Here is a 19,429-nt window from a genome sequence, read left to right on the forward strand (position 1 = left end):
TTACTGTCAAAATTCCTATGTTTTCGACATTTTTTTTGAACATTCCTTTGGAAAGTATAGTAGAAGAAGCTGGATAACTCAAGTCTTATCCACAAATTGTGTATAAATAAGACGGATTTGTGTATAACTTTGGCAAGATACCCACAATTCACATGGATAATTTCAAAAAGAAAGAGTTATCCACAGTCAGGATGTGTTTAACATGCTCTGACTTGAATAATACTTCCGGCAAGTGTGCTGTTTCTTCCTCTTTAAAACCAAGCAGGCTGAAAAAGGCCAGCGAATTTCGTTTATTCGATGCGAGATACAATGCCTCCATGCCCCGATCCCTGGCCAGCATTAATATTTGCTCAAACAAAATAAATAAATCTTTTTCAGTTGCTGTGGATGTCATCACAAGCGATCTCAAAAGACCGACCTTTCCATGGGGTTCAATTCCCAGGGTAGCCTTAATATCCCCGGAATCATTCTCCATAATTAAAAAGTATTCAATTGCTTCCTTTATCCCGTCCGTACTTAAGTTTGCCGATTCCAGAAATGATGCCAGATTCTCCACATCTGAAGCGTGAGCACATCTCACTACACCTGTTTCCATTTCTTCACCCCATTTTTTTATTGTCACTCTATGAATATGAAAAAATAGAAAAAGTAGAACTAGATTTTCGGAAAAGCAGAAGCACCTTGACGAAACACTATGATTTAAACATAAAACACGGCAGCTGTCTGATGCGGCTGCCGTGTTTATATTACTATCATATGCTTTTTTTCTGCGGCAGGTTTAGTCGTTCGAGTTGCCGCCTTTTCGGCCGATTTCTTCATAGAAATCGCGGTCATGATTTTCACTAGTTGCTTCTCCGCCTTTACGTCCAATTTCCTGATAGAATTCCTTGTCATGATTTTCGGCTGTTGCTTCTCCGCCTTTTTGGCCAATCTCCTGATAGAAATCACTATCATGATTTTCCGCTGTCGCTTCTCCGCCTTTTTTGCCTATTTCCTGGTAGAAGTCCTTGTCATGGTTTTCAGCTGTTGCTTCTCCGCCTTTGGAGCCGATTTCCTGATAGAATTCCTTATCATGGTTGCGGCTTGTTGCTTCTCCGCCCATGCGTCCCCGTTCCTCACGAGACATTTTATCGTTGTTATTATTGTTGTTTTTAGCCATAATCTTTCATCTCCTTTTTTGTTTGTGTTTGTTGTTACACTCCTTTAAATATCCGTTTTTGGGAGAATCAAACGCCTGAAAGGAAGATGTTATATGCTTGTCTTAATTGTAATTTGATTTCCAATTTTTAAAATGATTCTAAAAAGAGATGGGTTTGGGGTTCGGACTCTTCTGGTGCTTTTTCTCGCTTATGTTTGTAAAGTTGGCTCGGGTTCAGACTCTGGGGTCACTTTTCCTGCTCCTTCTGTCTGAAGTTAGGCCGGGTTCGGACTCTACGAGCGCTTTTTCTCGCTTCTTTGTCTGAAGTTAGACCGGGTTCAGACTCTACGGTTGCTTTTTCCCCCTTCTGTGTCTGAAGTTGACCCAGATTCGGACTCTACGAGCGCTTTCTCCCCCTTTTGTGTCTGAAGTTGACCCAGGTTCGGACTCTACCAGCGCTTTCTCCCCCTTTTGTGTCTGAAGTTGACCCAGGTTCGGACTCTACCAGCGCTTTCTCCCCCTTTTGTGTCTGAAGTTGACCCAGGTTCGGACTCTACCAGCGCTTTCTCCCCCTTTTGTGTCTGAAGTTGACCCAGGTTCGGACTCTACCAGCGCTTTCTCCCCCTTTTGTGTCTGAAGTTGACCCAGGTTCGGACTCAAATTCCAGGTTTCCCGCCTGCTCTGTCTGAAGTTGAGCCGGGTTCGGACTCGATTCCACTTTTCCCGCTCCCGCTGTCCGAAGCTGACTGTGGACCCGCCACAAAAAAGAAAAACCCTGCTCTGCAGCAGGGCTTAACCAAAGATTTTTTCCCATATTTCTACTAAAAAGAATTTTACTTCTACTGGTTCTTCATCTTCCTCCGTGTAAACAGGAGGGGTTTCTTTTTCGGAGTCTGTATCAGCCGCGATTTCTTCTGCTTGTACTACTCCCTTCTTTTCTCCTTCTTCAAATCCTTCGCTTACCGCTACACCGTTTGAGAAGTCAAGGAAGCATAGAGGAGGGAATAGCACGCACCACCAGTTGGCGCCTTTTCCTTCACCAAGAGTGATAAGGATCGCTTCATACTCGCCTGCAGGATATAAGAATTGTCCGTATAATTTCGTCGGGAAACTGACTTTTCCAAAGTCGGCATTTACACTTTGGTTCGATCCTTCTTCAGCTGCTACTTGTTCGGCAATCTTCTGAATCTCAGGCAATCTGGACTGGATCAGTTCGCGGGCATCTTCGATAGAAGTCAGCTCTGCCACCCACTCTGTAATTTCTGCATTTACTGCGTCCCTTACTTTTCTTTTAACCGCCTGGTCCTCTTCATTATCGCTATTGGCCAGAATGCGCAGCCTGATAGCCTCATTTGGTATGACCATTGGTTCATCTGCTGTCACTTCTGTTTGCGGTATATATAAACTTAATATAGTTCCTAAGGATAAAATCAGTACATATAATTTCACAATCGTTTTTGTGTTCATCATTTCCGCCACCATCCCTTCACTATCCACAGTGTGGACAGGATGGCAGATTCTTAAACTATTAAAATTAATATTTTTCTAGTTTCTATTATTCGACAAAATTCGGGTGGTGCCTGTCACCCAATTTCCGCAAAAACCATCCGGTCTTTGCCGTTTATATCGTAGATGGTTTCGATATTGGCCTGTGGAAAAGTCTTTTGCAGTAGTGCAGAAACTGCTGCACTTTGGCCGGCTCCTACCTCGAAGCCGATGAGGGCACGGTCTTTGATGACAGCTGGCAGCTCTGCCATAAAGCGCTTGTATAGATCCAGTCCCTCTTCCCCTGCAAAAAGGGCACGATGCGGCTCGTGCTTGGTGACTACATCTGACATCCACTCGATATCCTTTTCCGGTATATACGGAGGGTTTGATAGAATGATATCAAATTTCTTTCCTTTTGAGATGAGGGGCTGGAGAAGGTCTCCCTGGAAAAATTTGATTTCTGCGCCATTCTGTTCTGCATTTTTTTGAGCAAGCTCAAGAGTCGGCCCATAGATATCTGTGGCCGTGACAGTTAATTCCGGTTTCTCGAGCTTCATCGTAACAGCAATCGCTCCGCTTCCGGTGCCGATGTCCGCCATCTCAAGCCCAGTTGCGGTGCCAAACAGCTTGTTTATCTTCTGCAGAGCGTTATAAACCAGTTCTTCTGTTTCCGGCCTTGGGATAAGCACATCTTCATTCACCTGGAAGGTGCGCCCGTAGAATTCCTCAGAGCCGATGATATACTGCACAGGCTGGCCCGCTGCATGTGCCTGCACAGCTCTCTGGAATTCAGCGAGGACCTCCGGATGCAATTCTTCGCGCAGATTAGCCAGAAAGCTGGCCCTGCTCATTTTCATAAAATGCTGCAATAGCAGCTCACCGGCATTCTCATCACGATTTGACTTCCTAAAAAAAGAAGAAGCCCAATTGAGGGCTTCATATACTTTCATCGCTGAATTACTCATTGGATGCACTGTCCAGCTTGGCAGATTGCTCTTCCACGATCAGCGCATCAATAACCTCATCAAGCTTTCCTTGAAGGATCTGATCAAGCTTTTGGATCGTTAAGCCGATGCGGTGATCGGTTACACGGTTTTGCGGGAAGTTGTACGTACGGATACGCTCAGAGCGGTCTCCGGTACCAACTGCTGATTTACGCTGCTGGTCATATTCAGCCTGTGCTTCCTGCTGGAACTTATCATAAACACGAGCACGAAGAACCTTCATCGCTTTTTCTTTATTTTTAATCTGTGACTTTTCATCCTGGCAGGATACAACCGTACCTGTCGGCAAGTGAGTCAAACGAACAGCCGACATTGTCGTGTTAACACTCTGTCCGCCCGGTCCGCTTGAAGCAAATGTATCCACACGGATATCTTTCTCATGAATGTCGATTTCCACTTCTTCTGCTTCCGGAAGAACCGCAACCGTTGCCGTAGAAGTGTGGATGCGCCCGCCAGATTCAGTCTCCGGTACACGCTGAACACGGTGTGCGCCATTTTCAAACTTAAGCTTGGAATATGCGCCATTTCCGTTGATCATGAAGATGATTTCCTTATAGCCGCCTACACCCGTAGAGCTGGCTTCAATGACATCGATCTTCCAGCCCTGCGTCTCAGCAAAGCGGCTGTACATGCGATATAGGTCACCTGCAAACAAGGCAGCTTCATCACCGCCCGCAGCACCGCGGATTTCCATAATAACGTTTTTATCATCATTCGGGTCTTTTGGAATGAGGAGGATTTTCAGACGCGCTTCCAAGTCCTCTTTTCTATCTTCAAGCTCAGCCAGCTCTTCTTTTACCATTTCGCGCATTTCTGCATCCAGCTTCTCTTCAAGCATGGCACGCGCATCCTGATACTGCTCTTTCACTTCTTTATATTCGCGGTATGTGTCAACAGTTTCCTGAATACCGGACTGTTCTTTTGAATATTCCCGAAGCTTTTTTGGATCATTGACAATTTCCGGATCGCTCAAAAGCTCATTTAATCTTTCATAACGGTCCTCGACAGATTGAAGACGATCAAACACAGCCATTCACCTCAATTTTTTATCCAATAACCGCGGGGGATTTCCCGGCGGGGTATAGTTAATTTTATTTTAAAGCCGTAACAGCTTAACATTCTAATTATAGTATAGCTGATAGTTACAGTCAAAACGATTCATGGCTTTCTTTTCTCCAGGAATTTTCAGAAAAATCATTGCGGGATATTGCGATATCCGATATATTGGTTTTATGAAAAATAAAAACATTACACCTATCAAACGTTTGTCCCTTAGAGATGAAGTTTACGAAACACTCAAGAAAAATATTATCCAGCTTGATTTTGAACCGGGTTCGCGCCTTCATGACAAAGAGCTTGCAGAAGACTTTGGGATCAGCCGCACTCCTGTCCGGGAAGCCTTAAAGAGGCTTGAGGATGAAGGGCTCGTTGTATCAACGCCCGGTTCCTCTACTCGTGTCACACCTCTAAATGAAGATGGTGCCAGCCACGCCTTTCCGGTGGCAGCTTCCCTGCATGCTTTAGGTGCCAGACTTGGCGTTCCCCGCTTAATGCCAAGTGATTTTGCAAGGCTTGAGGCAGCCAATAAAAATCTGGAGGCAGCCATGAAAAAACAGGATATTCTTGGTGCAGTAAAAGCAGATGAAGCCTTCCACGAGGTTTATCTTTCTGCTGCAGATAATCCCGAAATTATCTCAGCATTAAAGAGGATTATGCCCAAAATTCAGCGTCTGGAAATTGCTCAATTCGGATCTTTGAATGGGCTGAAATCTGTTGAGCAGCATAAAAAAATTATGGAAGCCAGCAGGAAAGGCCAGGAACAGCTGGCATCCAGGCTGGTGGAGGAAAATTGGCTGAGTCTTGGCGGGCTATTAACAGGGAAATGAGGTGACTCCTATGAAGGCTATTCTTTTAGGCGTTTGCTCCGCTTTCTTCTTTGCCTTCACTTTTGTATTGAACCGGGCAATGGAAATGGATGGCGGGAGCTGGCTATGGAGTGCATCGCTCCGCTATTTTTTTATGATTCCACTGTTGGTTGCCATTGTGGCATTCAGGAGAAATTTGCGGCCATTATTTATTGAAATGAAAAAGGCCCCAGGGCCGTGGCTGCTATGGAGCTTTGTAGGCTTTGGCTTATTTTACGCACCTTTATGTTTTGCGGCAGCCTATGGACCCGGCTGGCTGATTGCCGGAACCTGGCAGATTACGATTATCTCCGGTTCCCTGCTTGCACCGTTTTTTTTCGTTGCGTTTCAAACCGGAAATGGAACGGTGAAAGTAAGAGGGAAAATTCCTTTTCGCGGAATGATGATGAGCGTGGTTATTCTTCTTGGAGTTGCGGTTATGCAGGTGGAGCACGCATCCTCCATTTCTTTGCGGGATACGCTGCTTGTCATCATTCCTTTGATTATTGCATCCTTTGCCTACCCGTTAGGCAACCGTAAAATGATGGATGTGTGTGAGAATCGGCTTGACGCCTACCAGCGTGTGCTCGGTATGACAATTGCCAGTCTTCCATTTTGGTTCCTGCTTTCATTTGCCGCCCTTGCAACAAGCGGAGTGCCCAGTTTCAGCCAGGTCACTCAATCCGGTTTAGTCGCTCTCTTTTCCGGAGTTTTTGCTACAGTATTATTCTTTGCAGCAACAGACCTAGTCCGGGGCAATATGCAAAAGCTGGGAGCTGTGGAAGCAACCCAATCTCTCGAGGTTCTTTTCGCTGTACTCGGTGAAGTGGCGCTGCTGTCAAGCCCGCTGCCATCTGGAATTTCTTTAACAGGGATGGCCCTTGTCATTGCTGGTATGGCGCTGCACAGTTTTGTGTCCTCGAACAACGCTATTTTAAAAAGAAAAGCTGCGTAAAAAAATGCCCTGGTAAGCAGGGCATTTTACGTGCGGTCTTCCTGAACCTTCACTTCAATATGATAACGGGGCAGAGCCTTGATCAGCATTTTGTGCAGTTGGGCTTGAGAATCTATTTTTTCCTGATGGGTCATATTGCCTCGTCGATAAGCTGTCACCCACATATCTTCTCCATTAACCCAGACAGCTCCAGGACGGAATCCTTCATGAGCAGCAATCACCTTGCGGGCCTGGTCTATATCATCCTGGTTATCCAGGCGTTTGCCGTCAAAATTGATAAAGTTCGGGTTCTGGTCACCGCTCATCGTCCGGTCCATTGTATCATTGTCCTCCGTGCGGTCCAGGTCATTATTGATAAATGAAACACCATCCCGGCTCTCATGGTCATACTCACTCTCAGTTGCCTTATTGTTGGCACAGCCAGCCATAAATACGAGCATCAAAAGGAAAATACTCAGTTTCTTCATTTCTTACACCTCCTTTTTATAGCATGTCCGCTAGAGGGAGGATTGTGCGGTCCAAAATAAGGCAGAGCTGGGGTGTGAAGGCATTGATTTTTGATTTGGCTGAAGACATGGCGACCATTTGTCTTAGTTTTGTATCTGGAAGTTGATCCAGATTCGGACTCTGACTCCTTGATTTTTGCTCTTTGTATCTGAAGTTAACCCAGGTTCGGACTCTGACTCCCGGATTTTTGCTCTTTGTGTCTGAAGTTAACCCAGGTTCGGACTCTGACTCCCGGATTTTCGCTTTTTGTGTCTGAAGTTGATCCTGGTTCGGACTCAAATTCCGGGATTTTCGGTTTTTTGTGTCTGAAGTTAACTCAAGTTCAAACTCAGTCTCCCGGATTTTACTTTTTGTGTCTGAAGATGACCCAAGTTCGGACTCACTCACGGATTTTTCGCGGATCTTCTGCTTTTCGGCTTCATGAACTCTTCATGGCAACCAATTCTACTCGGCAAAATAAAAAAACTGCCCGGAACATGCCAGGGCAGAGAGATCGTTAAGTATGAATTTATGATAAAAACTCGGTTGTCTTCTGTTTTTCTAGAACATTGGGTGATTTGGGAACTTCATGGTGATGGCGGCAGCGCGGTTCATAGGCTTCTGAGGCGCCAACTAAAATAACCGGATCATCATATGAAGCTGGATTTCCATTGATCAGGCGCTGTGTGCGGCTTGCAGGTGATCCGCAGACGGCACAGACAGCTTGAAGCTTTGTTACCAATTCTGCTATCGCCATGATGGCAGGCATTTGGCCAAACGGCTCCCCGCGGAAGTCCTGGTCAAGTCCGGCAGCAATGACACGATGCCCGCTGTCAGCCAGGTGCTGAATGACTTTGACAATTTCATCATCAAAAAATTGCACTTCATCAATAGCAATCAAATCAGTTTCAGGTGTAATGTATTTAAAAATATCGGTAGACTGGGTCAGGGGTTTAGCTATGACCGAAGTTCCATTATGTGAAACGACAGCTTCATCACTATATCGGTTATCAATCTGCGGTTTAAATACAGCGATTTGCTGTTTGGCGAACTGAGCTCTGCGCACACGGCGAATCAGTTCTTCTGATTTGCCGGAGAACATGCTGCCGCAAATGACTTCCACCCATCCGTGATGATTCATAACGTACATGAACGGCCTCTCCTTCCTCGTTCTAACTAATAGAATGGCTTGTTTTGACTAATTTATGAAGAAAAGGGTCGAGCTGTTAATCTTACTTGCACTCGCGCTTTTAAAAAGCAATAAGGTCCCTAAAGCAATTCTTCATAACGGCTTATTTTGCAATAAAAAACAGGCAAGAAAGTTAACTTGCCTGTTTTTGTTGTTTATTATTTTTGTTCTGACTTAATGCCGTATTTCTTATTGAAACGGTCAACACGTCCGCCGGCTTCAGCGAATTTCTGACGTCCAGTGTAGAATGGATGGCACTCAGAGCAAGTTTCAACGCGGATCTCTTCTTGAACAGAACCGGTTTCGAACTCGTTACCGCAAGCACATTTCACCATTGCTTTTTTATAGTTAGGATGAATTCCTGATTTCATTCTTTTCATCTCCTTCCGCCCTGAATCATTCGAAACAGAGTTATATATTACGGGCAATCATGAATTGCCGTAAACTTCAAAAACACACTGTCATCATTATAACAAGTCCATACATTTTTTGCAATAAGTGAATTCCGCATCCTGTAATTTCCAGATGGGATTTTAATTACGAACGCTTAGCCTTCATTTCTTCAGCAAGGTTAGCGAAAAATTCTTCGTTTGATTTTGTCTGTCTTAGCTTGCGAAGCAGTTTTTCGGCGAAATCCGGTGAATCTGACATGGACTTGCGGATTGCCCACAGCTTGTCCAGGTGATCCTTCTGAATAAGAAGTTCCTCTTTTCGCGTGCCGGAGCGGCGGATGTCGATGGCCGGGAAGATTCTTCTTTCAGCCAGTGAACGGTCAAGGTGCAGCTCCATATTGCCTGTCCCTTTGAATTCTTCATAGATGACATCATCCATCCGTGAACCCGTGTCAACGAGTGCAGTTGCCAGAATCGTTAAACTTCCGCCCTCTTCAATGTTTCGGGCTGCACCGAAGAATCGCTTTGGACGGTGGAATGCCGCCGGGTCAATACCGCCGGACAGGGTTCTGCCGCTTGGAGGAATAACCAGGTTATAAGCTCTTGCCAGTCTTGTAATGCTGTCCATCAGAATCACAACATCACGCTTATGCTCAACAAGGCGCATAGCACGTTCAAGAACGAGCTCGGCCACTTTAATGTGGTTTTCCGGCACTTCATCAAATGTGGAGCTGACTACATCGCCTGCAACTGAACGCTCGATGTCTGTTACCTCTTCCGGGCGCTCGTCAATCAATAGCACGATCAATTCCGCTTCCGGGTGGTTGGTTGTAATGCTATTGGCTATTTCCTTTAATAGCATGGTCTTACCTGCTTTTGGAGGCGCGACGATCAGACCGCGCTGACCGAATCCAACCGGTGCAAGCAGGTCCATAATTCTTGTAGACAGCTGTCTTGTACCTGTCTCCAATTTCATATGGCGGTTTGGATAAAGTGGTGTCAGACCAGGAAAGTGAACGCGCTCTTTTGCTGATTCGGGATCATCGCCATTCACGGCTTCAACCTGCAGCAGGCCGAAATAACGCTCATTTTCTTTTGGAGGACGGACTTTACCTGAAACCTTATCTCCGTTTCTCAAATCGAAACGGCGGATCTGGGAAGCGGAAATATAAATATCCTCTGAGCTTGGTGAATAGTTAATTGGACGAAGGAAGCCGAATCCTTCAGACTGAATGATCTCCAGGACACCTTCCATGAAGAAGTAGCCCTCCTGTTCTGCTCTTGCTTTCAGGATGGCAAAAATTAATTCTTTTTTCGATAACTTGCTGTAATAAGAAACTTTATATTCACGGGCAAGTTCATAAAGCTCTTTAAGCTTCATATTTTCTAAACTTGAAATGTTTAAACCCATTTTTACACCACACTTTTGAAATTTTCAATTATTTCCTCCATATGCAGCTGTTCAAATTATTGGACTTTATATGAAAGGAAAGGGAAAGATACTTTGAGGCACTGAAAATAGCTGAAGATTCTATCATTATGTTCTTAATTAAAGGTTTCGAGGAATGGAACGGTTTGCTGTCCGTTTTCGGTTAAAATTTTGAGGTATCCTATTCCATGAAAAACAATCTCTATTTTACCCCTTAATATGAAAATTAATCAATAACAAAATTTGATATGGAAAATATAGCAGGAAGGAAATGAAAATGAGCAGGCTGGCGCAATGCAGCCAGCACTCATTTTCTATCTGTTTATTTAAAGTGAAACTTCAATCAGTGGGAGTGCTTTTCCCCCACTGATTGTTAGTCGCGTTCTAGTGTCGCTAAGATCTCCGCTAGCGCTTCGATCAATCGACACTACGAACCCGATTGGTTCAACTAAGCCTCTGCCTGCGCGTCGGCAAGTTTCACTGTATCTCACCAATCGGGCCTTTACGGGCAGTTTGACCTCACTTATCCTCCTTTGATTCCTCTGAGTCTTGAAGGGGGGTCTTACTGCCCGTTAGACTGCGATATATTTATTTAATAACAAGATTAGGCTTTTTCTTCAAACTATGGCGCCCTTCGACAAAGCGGACCGTTCCTGATTTGGCACGCATAACAATTGAATGGGTTGAACCATATGAGCCTTTAAACTGTACGCCTTTCAAAAGCTCACCATCTGTTACGCCTGTTGCAGCAAAAATTGCGTCATCGCCTTTTACCAGGTCTTCCATAAGAAGGACTTTATTAATATCAAGGCCCATCTTCAAGCAGCGCTCAGCCTCTGCGTCATTTTGCGGAAGAAGTTTCCCCTGAATTTCCCCGCCAAGGCACTTTAGGGCAACAGCTGCCAGCACGCCTTCTGGTGCTCCGCCTGATCCGAACAGAATATCGACACCCGTTTCATCAAAGGCAGTATTAATGGCTCCAGCCACGTCGCCATCGTTGATTAATTTAATTCTGGCACCTGCTTCGCGAAGCTGGCTGATGATGTGTTCATGGCGCTCACGGTTAAGCACTGTCGCCACAACATCCTGGATATCCTTGTTTTTGGCTTTTGCCACCGCTTTCAAATTATCCAAAACAGAAGCGTTAATATCAATTTGTCCAACCGCTTCAGGACCGACTGCAATTTTGTCCATGTACATATCTGGAGCATGCAGAAGATTTCCATGGTCAGCTACCGCAAGAACAGCTAATGCATTCCAGCCGCCGGATGCTACGATGTTAGTGCCTTCAAGCGGATCAACAGCGACATCTACACGCGGACCATAGCCTGTCCCAAGCTTTTCCCCGATATAAAGCATTGGTGCTTCATCCATTTCGCCTTCCCCGATAACGACTGTCCCCTTCATTGGCACTGTATCGAATACATCTCTCATTGCAGAAGTAGCGGCATCATCCGCTTCATCCTTTAATCCGCGGCCCATCCAGCGTGCTGATGCTAAAGCGGCACCTTCCGTTACGCGAACTAATTCCATTGACAAACTTCTTTCCATCGATTTTTCCTCCCCGGATTCTAAGGCTGGCAGCATGGCAAATGCGGACCGGATTCTTACCCCCGGCACCGCAATAGCCCGCCTTAATTTATATTTGTCTGCTGATTTTACTTTGATTTTCCCTCAAGTATTAATCAGTCAGCTGTCAATATTCAAAGGTGTTCTATTTACGCGTTCTTCATTTGTTCCATTTCTTCCTTGCTCATTTCTTCGCGCCAAATTGTGGCACCAAGTCCATTCAGCTTTTCAACCAGGTGGCTGTAGCCTCTGTCAATATGCTCTAAGCCTGTGACTTCGGTAACTCCCTCCGCCATCAAGCCGGCAATTACCAATGCTGCGCCTGCGCGCAGATCACTCGCCTTAACTTTAGCACCCTGAAGCTGAACAGGCCCATTGATGATCGCAGAGCGCCCTTCCACTTTAATATTGGCATTCATTCTGCGCAGCTCATCAATATGCTTAAAACGGGCACTATAAATAGTATCAGTGACCATGCTTGTCCCTTCTGCTCCCGTTAACAGAGAAGTCAGCGGCTGCTGCAGGTCTGTAGGGAAGCCTGGATAGACAAGTGTTTTAATGTCCACAGCTTTCATTTTCTCAGCTGGCCCGACAAATACCTGGTCATCGTTCGTTTCAATCTGAACGCCCATTTCGCGCAGTTTTGCAATTAAGGACTCAAGATGATGAGGGATGACATTGTCAATCAGCACGCCTTCTCCGGCCGCTGCACCAACAATCATATACGTTCCCGCTTCAATCCTGTCCGGGATGATCGTATGCTGGCAGCCATGCAGATGATCCACGCCATCAATGCGGATTACATCAGTGCCGGCACCCTTGATTTTCGCGCCCATATTGGTCAAAAGCGTAGCAACATCAATGATCTCAGGCTCTTTTGCGGCATTTTCGATAATGGTTCTGCCTTTTGCCCTGACAGCGGCAAGCATGATATTGATGGTTGCTCCCACACTGACAACATCGAGATAAATACGGGCTCCGCGCAGTTCATCGGCACGAAGGTAAATGGCTCCCTGTTCATTGGTCACACGCGCGCCAAGTGCTTCAAACCCTTTTATATGCTGATCGATTGGTCTTGGCCCGAGGTGGCATCCTCCTGGAAGTCCAATAACCGCTTTTTTAAATCGGCCGAGCATCGCTCCCATTAAATAATAGGAAGCACGCAGTTTTTTTACTTTTCCGTTCGGCAAAGGCATGGAAATCATGGAAGAGGGATCAACTGTCATATCATTTTCAGAGAATTCGACAGTGCCCCCTATTTCTTCAAGCAAATCTTTTAGAATTTGTACATCCGAAATATCCGGCAAACCTTCAATTGTTACAGGCGATTCCGCTAAAATGGTAGCTGGAATCAATGCGACGGCACTATTCTTCGCCCCGCTGATCCGGACAGTGCCTTTTAAAGGATATCCACCTGCAATCATTAGCTTTTCCATTTGTAACTCCCTTCTAAGCCGTTGTTAAACACATATGCTGGAATTTGACTTCAATATTTAAAAAATTGATAGCCCTTACAGCAAAAGCTACACACTACTTTTCTAACCAACTTTGGCAGGAAATAGCCATAGCTTCTATAAGAAACCCAATAGGCTTGTCTTTTTTTAATATCGGAAAAATATAGTCTTTGGGAAAATATGCACTTACATATTATCATGTATCTGCATTTTGCAACATTGCAAGTTGCAAAAGGAACAATTTTCCATATGTTTTTTACAGAATCCGACATTATCTTTATCTTATAGTTTACACGAAAAATCAAATCTCATGTATTGTATTCAAAAAAAGTTAAAATTAAGAAAGAAGCACTAAAAAACAGGGGTACAAGTAATGGGGCTGGCTTTGATCCGATTCAGCACCGAAACAAAGCCAGTTTCCTAGAGTTATTTTTCCGAAGAAAGCTTATCTCAGTCTAACGGGCAGTAAGCCCCCCCACTTCAAGACTCAAAGAAATCAATGGAGGATAAGGGGGGTCAAACTGCCCGTAAAGGCCCGAAAAGAAGAACAAAGACTAATAACGCCACATCCTCCCAAAAGCTGCCGCTTTCGGTCGTGCGATGTATCGCTGCCGTAGCTTTCCTTGTCCTGTGGCAACGTCTTTGTGACCCACTTCCTGTGGGCCTCAACTAACAATCAGCAGGGAGAAAAGCACTCCCAACTGATTGAAGTTTCACTTTATCCTCTTGAGTTCCAGTCTGCGAGGAACGCTTCGATTCCCTTATCTGTCAGAGGGTGGTTGAATAATTGCTGGATGACTTTATAAGGAATTGTCGCGATATGAGCTCCTCTTAATGCTGCATCCGTCACATGCTGAGGATGTCTGATGGAAGCCGCAATGATTTCTGTATCAATGTCATGAATCGCGAAGATCTCTGCAATTGTGGAGATTAGATCAAGACCGTTGTGGCCAATATCGTCCAAGCGTCCAAGGAATGGGGAAACGTATGTAGCACCTGCTCTTGCAGCAAGCAGCGCCTGGTTTGCACTGAAGATCAGCGTTACATTTGTTTTAATGCCTTCTTTTGAAAAGGCGCTTACGGCTTTCAAACCATCCGGTGTCATTGGCACCTTGATTGTGATGTTCGGTGCAATCGCTGCAAGCTCTCTTCCTTCTTTAATCATGCCTTCAGCATCAAGAGCGATAACCTCAGCGCTAACTGAGCCTGGCACCAATTCCGTGATCTCACGAAGACGGTCAGGGAAGGATACATTCTTTTCCTTTGCCACCAATGATGGGTTGGTTGTTACTCCGGCAACTACCCCAAGGGCATATGCTTCTTTAATTTCGTCCATGTTCGCTGTATCGATGAAAAACTTCATATAAAATCCCACCTTATAAAATATTCTGATATCTATGTATTATTAAATAAAGCTGCGATTCTGTAAAGCCTTACATGCATATTCGCCTCAATAAATAAGGCAAACCGCTCCTAATTCCAGAAGCGGTTTCTCGTGCAGTTATTTTATTATGCTTTGTTTGAAGAACCAAATTCGCGCATTTTGCCGATTACTGTTTCTTTAATCGCTTCGCGTGCCGGTCCTAAGTATTTGCGCGGATCGTATACTTCTGTATCTGCTGCCAATACTTCACGAACACGTTTCGCGGAAGCAATTTGGTTTTCAGTGTTTACATTGATTTTAGCAGTTCCTAAAGAAACGGATTTTTGAATATCCTTTGTCGGGATTCCAGTACCGCCATGAAGAACCAGAGGAACACCTGTAAGGTTTCCGATCTCTTCCATTTCAGCAAAGCCAAGGTTAGGCTCACCTTTGTATGGTCCATGAACAGAACCCAGTGCCGGAGCTAGGCAGTCGATGCCTGTGCGCTTAACCAGCTCTTCACATTCTTTTGCATCAGCATAAATAACGCCATCAGCAATAACATCGTCTTCCTGTCCGCCGACAGTTCCTAACTCTGCTTCTACTGAAACGCCTTTTGAATGTGCATATTCAACTACTTTTGAAGTAGTCTCCACGTTTTGTTCGAATGGATCATGGGAAGCATCGATCATAACAGATGTGAATCCGGCATCGATTGCTTCTTTACATTTATCAAAACTTGAACCGTGGTCTAAGTGGATAGCCACAGGAACGGTAATTTTATAATCTTCAAGCAGTCCTTCAACCATTTTTACAACCGTTTTAAAACCGCCCATGTAGCGTGCAGCACCTTCGGAAACACCAAGGATAACCGGTGATTTTTCTTCTTCTGCCGCCTGCAGGATCGCTTGAGTGAACTCAAGGTTGTTTAAGTTAAATTGACCTACTGCATAGCCTTCTGATTTTGCTTTATTAAGCATTTCAGTCATAGAAACTAAAGGCATTTTTCTTCCTCCTTATTGATAATCGTTTAAGTTCAACAGACTAAATACTGTTAAAGTTTTCCCCTTAACACTAACGAATATGTACCCTTAAAATAGTCCGCTAAACTGAGACGACCCTTTGGAATTCATCTGTTATCATACCAAAAAGGACTTAGAAAAGCCATTATTCCAGCGCGTTTTTATGAAATGTCATAAAGCAAACGCTATCATTTTTATCGTGTTGGAATTTCAGGTTAAAAACGGATATTTTTGGCTTATTACGAGTTAGGGACAAGCAAATATTTTTTTACTGCCGCCCTGATATCATCGATATCGAATGGCTTCGCAAAGTGAGTAAGAGCACCCAGATCCTTTGCTTCCTGAATCATATCGAGTTCACCGTAAGCCGTCATGATAATAACGCGGATATCTTTATCCACTACTCTCATTCTTTTCAAAATTTCAATCCCGTCCATTCCCGGTATTTTCATATCAAGAAGAACAAGATCAGGCGAATGTTTGGAAACAATGTCGAGAGCCTGGACTCCATTGGCAGCCTGGTATGTGTCGTACCCTTCCTTCTGCAGTACCTCATTAAGTAAAATACGGATTCCGAACTGATCATCTACGATTAAAATTTTCCCTTTCATCAAGCCACCTCTTTCTGTCGTATTAAAAGCACTTAGGTTTAAAACCATACTGAATTATGACTGCAGGTCACTTAACTATACATTCTCCTACAGCTAATTTCTCTGTGAAAGATGATTATTCCTTCTTATTTTAGCAATTACCTTTGATTATTTTACCTTTCCTTCCCTATTCTCTATAATAGAACCGCAGGAAAAGATGAAGGAGTGAACGGATTTGCTGAAGATGTTTTCTACCCAGCTGACAGGCTTATTTAAAAGACTTCAGGAAAAAGAAGAGTTTTCCATAGAGGACAGCGCCCGCCTTTTGGCCCAGGCTGCTGCCGGTGATGGGAAAATATATATTTATGGAACTAAGGAAATGGCTGCAATCGGCTATGAAGCCGTGCAAAGCCAAGAGCCGCTTAGAGTTGCAGCGATTTTGGAGAAAGATTCCGAAGTCTCTGAAACAGACCGGGTCATCATCTTTTCAAGATATTCGGATGACGAAGATGCAGCCGCTCTGGCAAAATCTTTATCCGAAAAAGGGGTCCCTTTTGTGTCAGTAAGCACTTTAAGAACTGAAAATGGCGGCAGCCTGGCTGATTTTGCTGATGTTCATATAGATTTAAAGCTTGCGAAAGGCCTTCTGCCTGATGAAGAGGGCAATCGCTTCGGCTATCCGGCCTCCATGGCTGCTTTGTTTGTGTATTATGGAATTAAGTTTACAATTGATGAGATTTTGGCGGAGTTTGAATAGATTTTGCGGGTTTCACCGTGCCTCGGCTGCGCATAGGCATTCACTAGTTATGCACAAATACAGCCGGTTTGCGTGCGCATGGACAAACAAAAGATCCCTCCGAATCCGGAGGGATCTTTCATACATTATAGTTCCTCGCTAAACTTCAATGATGCCCCGACAAATTCACGGAATAATGGCTGAGGGCGAGTTGGCCTTGAGATAAATTCAGGATGGAACTGGGAAGCGACGAACCAAGGGTGATCCTTGACTTCGATGATTTCCACCAGGCGGCCATCCGGGCTTGTACCGGAGAAGACAAAGCCTGCTTTTTCCATATCCTGGCGGTAATGGTTGTTGAACTCATAGCGATGGCGATGACGCTCATATACCACTTCATCCTGGTATGCGTCAAAGGCTTTTGTATCCTCATTCAATTTACAAGCTTGTAAACCAAGTCTTAGAGTTCCGCCTAAATCCTCAATATCCTTTTGCTCAGGCAGAAGGTCGATAATTGGATGCGGTGTTTCAGGAGCAATTTCTGCTGAGTGCGCTCCTTCAAGACCCAGTACGTTTCTTGCAAATTCAATGGAAGCCAGCTGCATGCCAAGACAGATGCCAAGGAATGGCTTTTTGTTTTCGCGCGCATATTGAATGGCAAGGATTTTCCCTTCAATGCCGCGGTCGCCAAATCCGCCCGGAACCAGGATTCCGTCCACGTCCTGAAGCAGTTCATTCACGTTCGTGCTGTCCACTTCTTCAGAATTGATCCATTTGATTTCAATATCAGAATCAAAGGCATAACCGGCATGTTTTAGGGCTTCAACAACAGAAATGTAAGCATCCTGCAATTCAACATATTTACCGACAAGGCCAATCTTGGTTTTCCTTGAAAGGTTTAGAACCTTGTCAACCAGCTGCTTCCACTCGGTCATCTCTGCTTCTCCGCAATCCAGCTTCAAATGCTTGCAGACGATTTCATCAAGCTTCTGATCTTGAAGAGATAGCGGGATAGAATATAAAGTATCCGCATCTGTTGCTTCAATAACTGCTTCTTTATCGATATCACAGAATAGGGCAATTTTGTCCTTCATATCCTGGGAAATTGGCATTTCAGTACGCAGAACAATTACGTTTGGCTGAATGCCAAGGCTTCTTAGTTCTTTAACACTGTGCTGTGTCGGCTTTGTTTTCATTTCGCCTGCTGCCTTGATGTAAGGAACCAGTGTACAGTGAATATACATTACATTATCGCGGCCGATATCACTCTTAATTTGGCGGATCGCTTCAAGGAATGGAAGTGACTCAATATCCCCTACTGTTCCGCCGATTTCTGTGATGACCACATCAGAATTCGTTTCATGGCCTGCACGGAAAACTTTATCCTTGATTTCATTTGTGATATGCGGAATAACCTGTACCGTTCCGCCGTTATAGTCGCCGCGGCGCTCTTTTCTAAGGACAGTAGAGTAAATTTTACCAGTCGTAACACTGCTGTACTTTGTCAGGTTAATATCAACAAAACGCTCATAGTGGCCTAAGTCCAGGTCAGTCTCTGCGCCGTCACCTGTTACAAACACCTCACCATGCTGGTACGGGCTCATTGTTCCCGGATCCACATTTATGTAAGGATCGAATTTCTGAATCGTAACCGTTAACCCTCTGTTTTTCAGCAGGCGGCCAAGCGATGCTGCCGTGATTCCTTTTCCCAGTGACGAAACAACTCCGCCCGTAACAAAAATATACTTAGTCATGAAAAATTCCCCCTTGATATCAGTTTGTGCATAATGATGCCGGTTTAAAAACTTGATGATAAAAATTCTATTGTTCAGCCTCCGGTTTTTCAGCGGAAGCTTATCGCAAAGGGATGGTTTAGCTCTTCTTGAAAAGGCACATGGCCTGTAAAAAAAATAAAAAGCGCTCCTCTTACTTAAGTAAGTAAGGGAGCGCTATTAGCGTCTAAACGAATCGTCCTTTTTTAAGGAGCCCAAAAAGTATTCTACAAGCCCTGAAACGAAAAGTCAAGGTTATAAATCTTCTTCGTCTTCGTCAGCGTCGAGGTCATCTTCCTCAAGCTCTTCGTCATCATCGCCAAGGTCGAATTCTTCATCTTTTTCTACGATATCTTCATCGTCTTCGAAATCATCATCATCTTCAAGATCATCGTCATCGTCCAGAAGATCATCATCATCGTCTTCAGTCAGGTCATCATCATCGAATCCGTCGATATCATCGTAGTCGATATCCTCTTCATCCAGTTCATCATAATCTTCAAGATCGAGATCGTCGTCGCCCTTTTTCTTCGCCTTTTTCTTCTTAGGCTTGATTACCGTTACGACTTCTTCTTCATATTGGTCAACCGGATACCATGAACGAAGACCCCAGCGGTTATCGCCCAATCCGATGAAATGGCCATCTATATTTAAATCTGTATAGAACTGTGCAATTTTTCCCTTGACTTGTTCCTCTGAAAGGTTCATAAGTTTAGCTACTTCATTCATGATGTCATTAAAGGCCATTGGTTCTTTTTTGCTTGTCAGAAGTTCATAAGCCACTTCGATTAATGACATTTCCTGCAATTCTTCTTTTGAGAACTGTTCCAAACTCAATATCAGCACTTCCTTTCCCTATGTAAACGCTCATAAACGCGCAAATAATAAACCATATAAGTTGAATTTCCGCAGGGCCCTGCAAATGCATGCGGACAGCC

The 19,429-nt window shown here is 44.5% G+C and carries 19 protein-coding genes; 3 read left to right on the forward strand and 16 right to left on the reverse strand.

The annotated features are described in order from the left end of the window. Positions 1–148: 148 nt before the first annotated feature. From NAF01_RS23900 to prfA, 5 genes are all read right to left on the reverse strand, one after another. Positions 149–595 (reverse strand): GNAT family N-acetyltransferase, encoded by a 447-nt coding sequence (locus NAF01_RS23900; protein WP_048010933.1) that lies wholly within the window; start codon positions 593–595, stop codon positions 149–151. A 183-nt stretch (positions 596–778) separates the two neighbouring features. Continuing rightward, on the reverse strand, positions 779–1,159 hold the full coding sequence (locus tag NAF01_RS23905) for a KGG domain-containing protein (protein ID WP_048010934.1): 381 nt from the start codon (positions 1,157–1,159) through the stop codon (positions 779–781). A gap of 771 nt (positions 1,160–1,930) precedes the next feature. After that, complete coding sequence (spoIIR, locus tag NAF01_RS23910) at positions 1,931–2,605, reverse strand: stage II sporulation protein R (RefSeq protein WP_226618822.1); 675 nt, start codon at positions 2,603–2,605, stop codon at positions 1,931–1,933. 116 nt (positions 2,606–2,721) lie between these two features. Next, positions 2,722–3,576 (reverse strand): peptide chain release factor N(5)-glutamine methyltransferase, encoded by an 855-nt coding sequence (prmC, locus tag NAF01_RS23915; protein WP_226618748.1) that lies wholly within the window; start codon positions 3,574–3,576, stop codon positions 2,722–2,724. A gap of 7 nt (positions 3,577–3,583) precedes the next feature. Then, positions 3,584–4,657, reverse strand: a complete 1,074-nt coding sequence (gene prfA / locus NAF01_RS23920; RefSeq protein WP_035327978.1) for a peptide chain release factor 1 — start codon at positions 4,655–4,657, stop codon at positions 3,584–3,586. Between the two features lie 205 nt (positions 4,658–4,862). On the opposite strand from prfA, the gene NAF01_RS23925 reads away from it, so the two are divergent. Then, positions 4,863–5,516, forward strand: coding sequence for a GntR family transcriptional regulator (locus NAF01_RS23925; RefSeq protein WP_197217556.1), 654 nt, complete (start codon positions 4,863–4,865; stop codon positions 5,514–5,516). A 10-nt stretch (positions 5,517–5,526) separates the two neighbouring features. Further along, positions 5,527–6,489, forward strand: coding sequence for a DMT family transporter (locus NAF01_RS23930; RefSeq protein WP_250801372.1), 963 nt, complete (start codon positions 5,527–5,529; stop codon positions 6,487–6,489). 26 nt (positions 6,490–6,515) lie between these two features. Here the strand turns inward: NAF01_RS23930 and NAF01_RS23935 are convergent, their stop codons facing one another. The 9 genes from NAF01_RS23935 to NAF01_RS23975 form a co-directional block, all read right to left on the reverse strand. Then, positions 6,516–6,956 (reverse strand): hypothetical protein, encoded by a 441-nt coding sequence (locus tag NAF01_RS23935; protein WP_197217553.1) that lies wholly within the window; start codon positions 6,954–6,956, stop codon positions 6,516–6,518. Positions 6,957–7,504: 548 nt separating this feature from the next. Continuing rightward, the gene (locus tag NAF01_RS23940) at positions 7,505–8,125 is read right to left on the reverse strand and encodes a thymidine kinase (RefSeq protein WP_035327985.1); all 621 of its coding nucleotides are present in this window, start codon (positions 8,123–8,125) and stop codon (positions 7,505–7,507) included. 197 nt (positions 8,126–8,322) lie between these two features. Continuing rightward, positions 8,323–8,535 (reverse strand): 50S ribosomal protein L31, encoded by a 213-nt coding sequence (gene rpmE / locus NAF01_RS23945; RefSeq protein WP_009332279.1) that lies wholly within the window; start codon positions 8,533–8,535, stop codon positions 8,323–8,325. A 166-nt stretch (positions 8,536–8,701) separates the two neighbouring features. After that, complete coding sequence (gene rho / locus NAF01_RS23950) at positions 8,702–9,967, reverse strand: transcription termination factor Rho (RefSeq protein WP_009332281.1); 1,266 nt, start codon at positions 9,965–9,967, stop codon at positions 8,702–8,704. 606 nt (positions 9,968–10,573) lie between these two features. Then, positions 10,574–11,536 carry a class II fructose-bisphosphatase gene (glpX, locus tag NAF01_RS23955; RefSeq protein WP_035327992.1) on the reverse strand — a complete coding sequence of 321 codons (963 nt, stop codon included), beginning with the start codon at positions 11,534–11,536 and terminating at the stop codon, positions 10,574–10,576. Between the two features lie 167 nt (positions 11,537–11,703). After that, entirely contained in the window at positions 11,704–12,990 is a 1,287-nt protein-coding gene (locus tag NAF01_RS23960) for a UDP-N-acetylglucosamine 1-carboxyvinyltransferase (RefSeq protein ID WP_048009438.1), read from the reverse strand. A gap of 736 nt (positions 12,991–13,726) precedes the next feature. After that, on the reverse strand, positions 13,727–14,371 hold the full coding sequence (fsa, locus tag NAF01_RS23965) for a fructose-6-phosphate aldolase (RefSeq protein WP_048009439.1): 645 nt from the start codon (positions 14,369–14,371) through the stop codon (positions 13,727–13,729). A gap of 146 nt (positions 14,372–14,517) precedes the next feature. Then, complete coding sequence (locus NAF01_RS23970; protein ID WP_048009440.1) at positions 14,518–15,375, reverse strand: class II fructose-bisphosphate aldolase; 858 nt, start codon at positions 15,373–15,375, stop codon at positions 14,518–14,520. A gap of 257 nt (positions 15,376–15,632) precedes the next feature. After that, complete coding sequence (locus NAF01_RS23975) at positions 15,633–16,007, reverse strand: response regulator (RefSeq protein WP_172581936.1); 375 nt, start codon at positions 16,005–16,007, stop codon at positions 15,633–15,635. 211 nt (positions 16,008–16,218) lie between these two features. Between NAF01_RS23975 and NAF01_RS23980 the strand changes: the two genes are divergently transcribed. Further along, on the forward strand, positions 16,219–16,740 hold the full coding sequence (locus NAF01_RS23980) for a DUF2529 domain-containing protein (RefSeq protein WP_250801374.1): 522 nt from the start codon (positions 16,219–16,221) through the stop codon (positions 16,738–16,740). Between the two features lie 125 nt (positions 16,741–16,865). Here NAF01_RS23980 and NAF01_RS23985 read toward each other — a convergent pair whose 3' ends face one another. Together NAF01_RS23985 and rpoE are read right to left on the reverse strand one after the other, a co-directional pair. Beyond that, positions 16,866–18,473 (reverse strand): CTP synthase, encoded by a 1,608-nt coding sequence (locus NAF01_RS23985; RefSeq protein ID WP_048009442.1) that lies wholly within the window; start codon positions 18,471–18,473, stop codon positions 16,866–16,868. A 273-nt stretch (positions 18,474–18,746) separates the two neighbouring features. Beyond that, a complete protein-coding gene (rpoE, locus tag NAF01_RS23990) occupies positions 18,747–19,328 on the reverse strand; it encodes a DNA-directed RNA polymerase subunit delta (RefSeq protein WP_197217548.1) in 582 nt (193 codons plus the stop codon). Between the last annotated feature and the right edge of the window lie 101 nt (positions 19,329–19,429).

This window comes from Cytobacillus firmus (assembly GCF_023657595.1).
GTDB lineage: Bacteria > Bacillota > Bacilli > Bacillales > Cytobacillaceae > Cytobacillus > Cytobacillus firmus_B.

Coding starts and splice junctions, on each gene's coding strand:
- NAF01_RS23925 (WP_197217556.1), top strand. CDS start 4,863: ATGAAAAATAAAAACATTACACCTATCAAACGTTTGTCCCTTAGAGAT.
- glpX (WP_035327992.1), bottom strand. CDS start 11,536: ATGGAAAGAAGTTTGTCAATGGAATTAGTTCGCGTAACGGAAGGTGCC.
- NAF01_RS23905 (WP_048010934.1), bottom strand. CDS start 1,159: ATGGCTAAAAACAACAATAATAACAACGATAAAATGTCTCGTGAGGAA.
- rpmE (WP_009332279.1), bottom strand. CDS start 8,535: ATGAAATCAGGAATTCATCCTAACTATAAAAAAGCAATGGTGAAATGT.
- NAF01_RS23940 (WP_035327985.1), bottom strand. CDS start 8,125: ATGTACGTTATGAATCATCACGGATGGGTGGAAGTCATTTGCGGCAGC.
- NAF01_RS23930 (WP_250801372.1), top strand. CDS start 5,527: ATGAAGGCTATTCTTTTAGGCGTTTGCTCCGCTTTCTTCTTTGCCTTC.
- NAF01_RS23970 (WP_048009440.1), bottom strand. CDS start 15,375: ATGCCTTTAGTTTCTATGACTGAAATGCTTAATAAAGCAAAATCAGAA.
- NAF01_RS23900 (WP_048010933.1), bottom strand. CDS start 595: ATGGAAACAGGTGTAGTGAGATGTGCTCACGCTTCAGATGTGGAGAAT.
- spoIIR (WP_226618822.1), bottom strand. CDS start 2,605: ATGAACACAAAAACGATTGTGAAATTATATGTACTGATTTTATCCTTA.
- prmC (WP_226618748.1), bottom strand. CDS start 3,576: ATGAAAGTATATGAAGCCCTCAATTGGGCTTCTTCTTTTTTTAGGAAG.
- NAF01_RS23960 (WP_048009438.1), bottom strand. CDS start 12,990: ATGGAAAAGCTAATGATTGCAGGTGGATATCCTTTAAAAGGCACTGTC.
- NAF01_RS23935 (WP_197217553.1), bottom strand. CDS start 6,956: ATGAAGAAACTGAGTATTTTCCTTTTGATGCTCGTATTTATGGCTGGC.
- rho (WP_009332281.1), bottom strand. CDS start 9,967: ATGGGTTTAAACATTTCAAGTTTAGAAAATATGAAGCTTAAAGAGCTT.
- NAF01_RS23985 (WP_048009442.1), bottom strand. CDS start 18,473: ATGACTAAGTATATTTTTGTTACGGGCGGAGTTGTTTCGTCACTGGGA.
- fsa (WP_048009439.1), bottom strand. CDS start 14,371: ATGAAGTTTTTCATCGATACAGCGAACATGGACGAAATTAAAGAAGCA.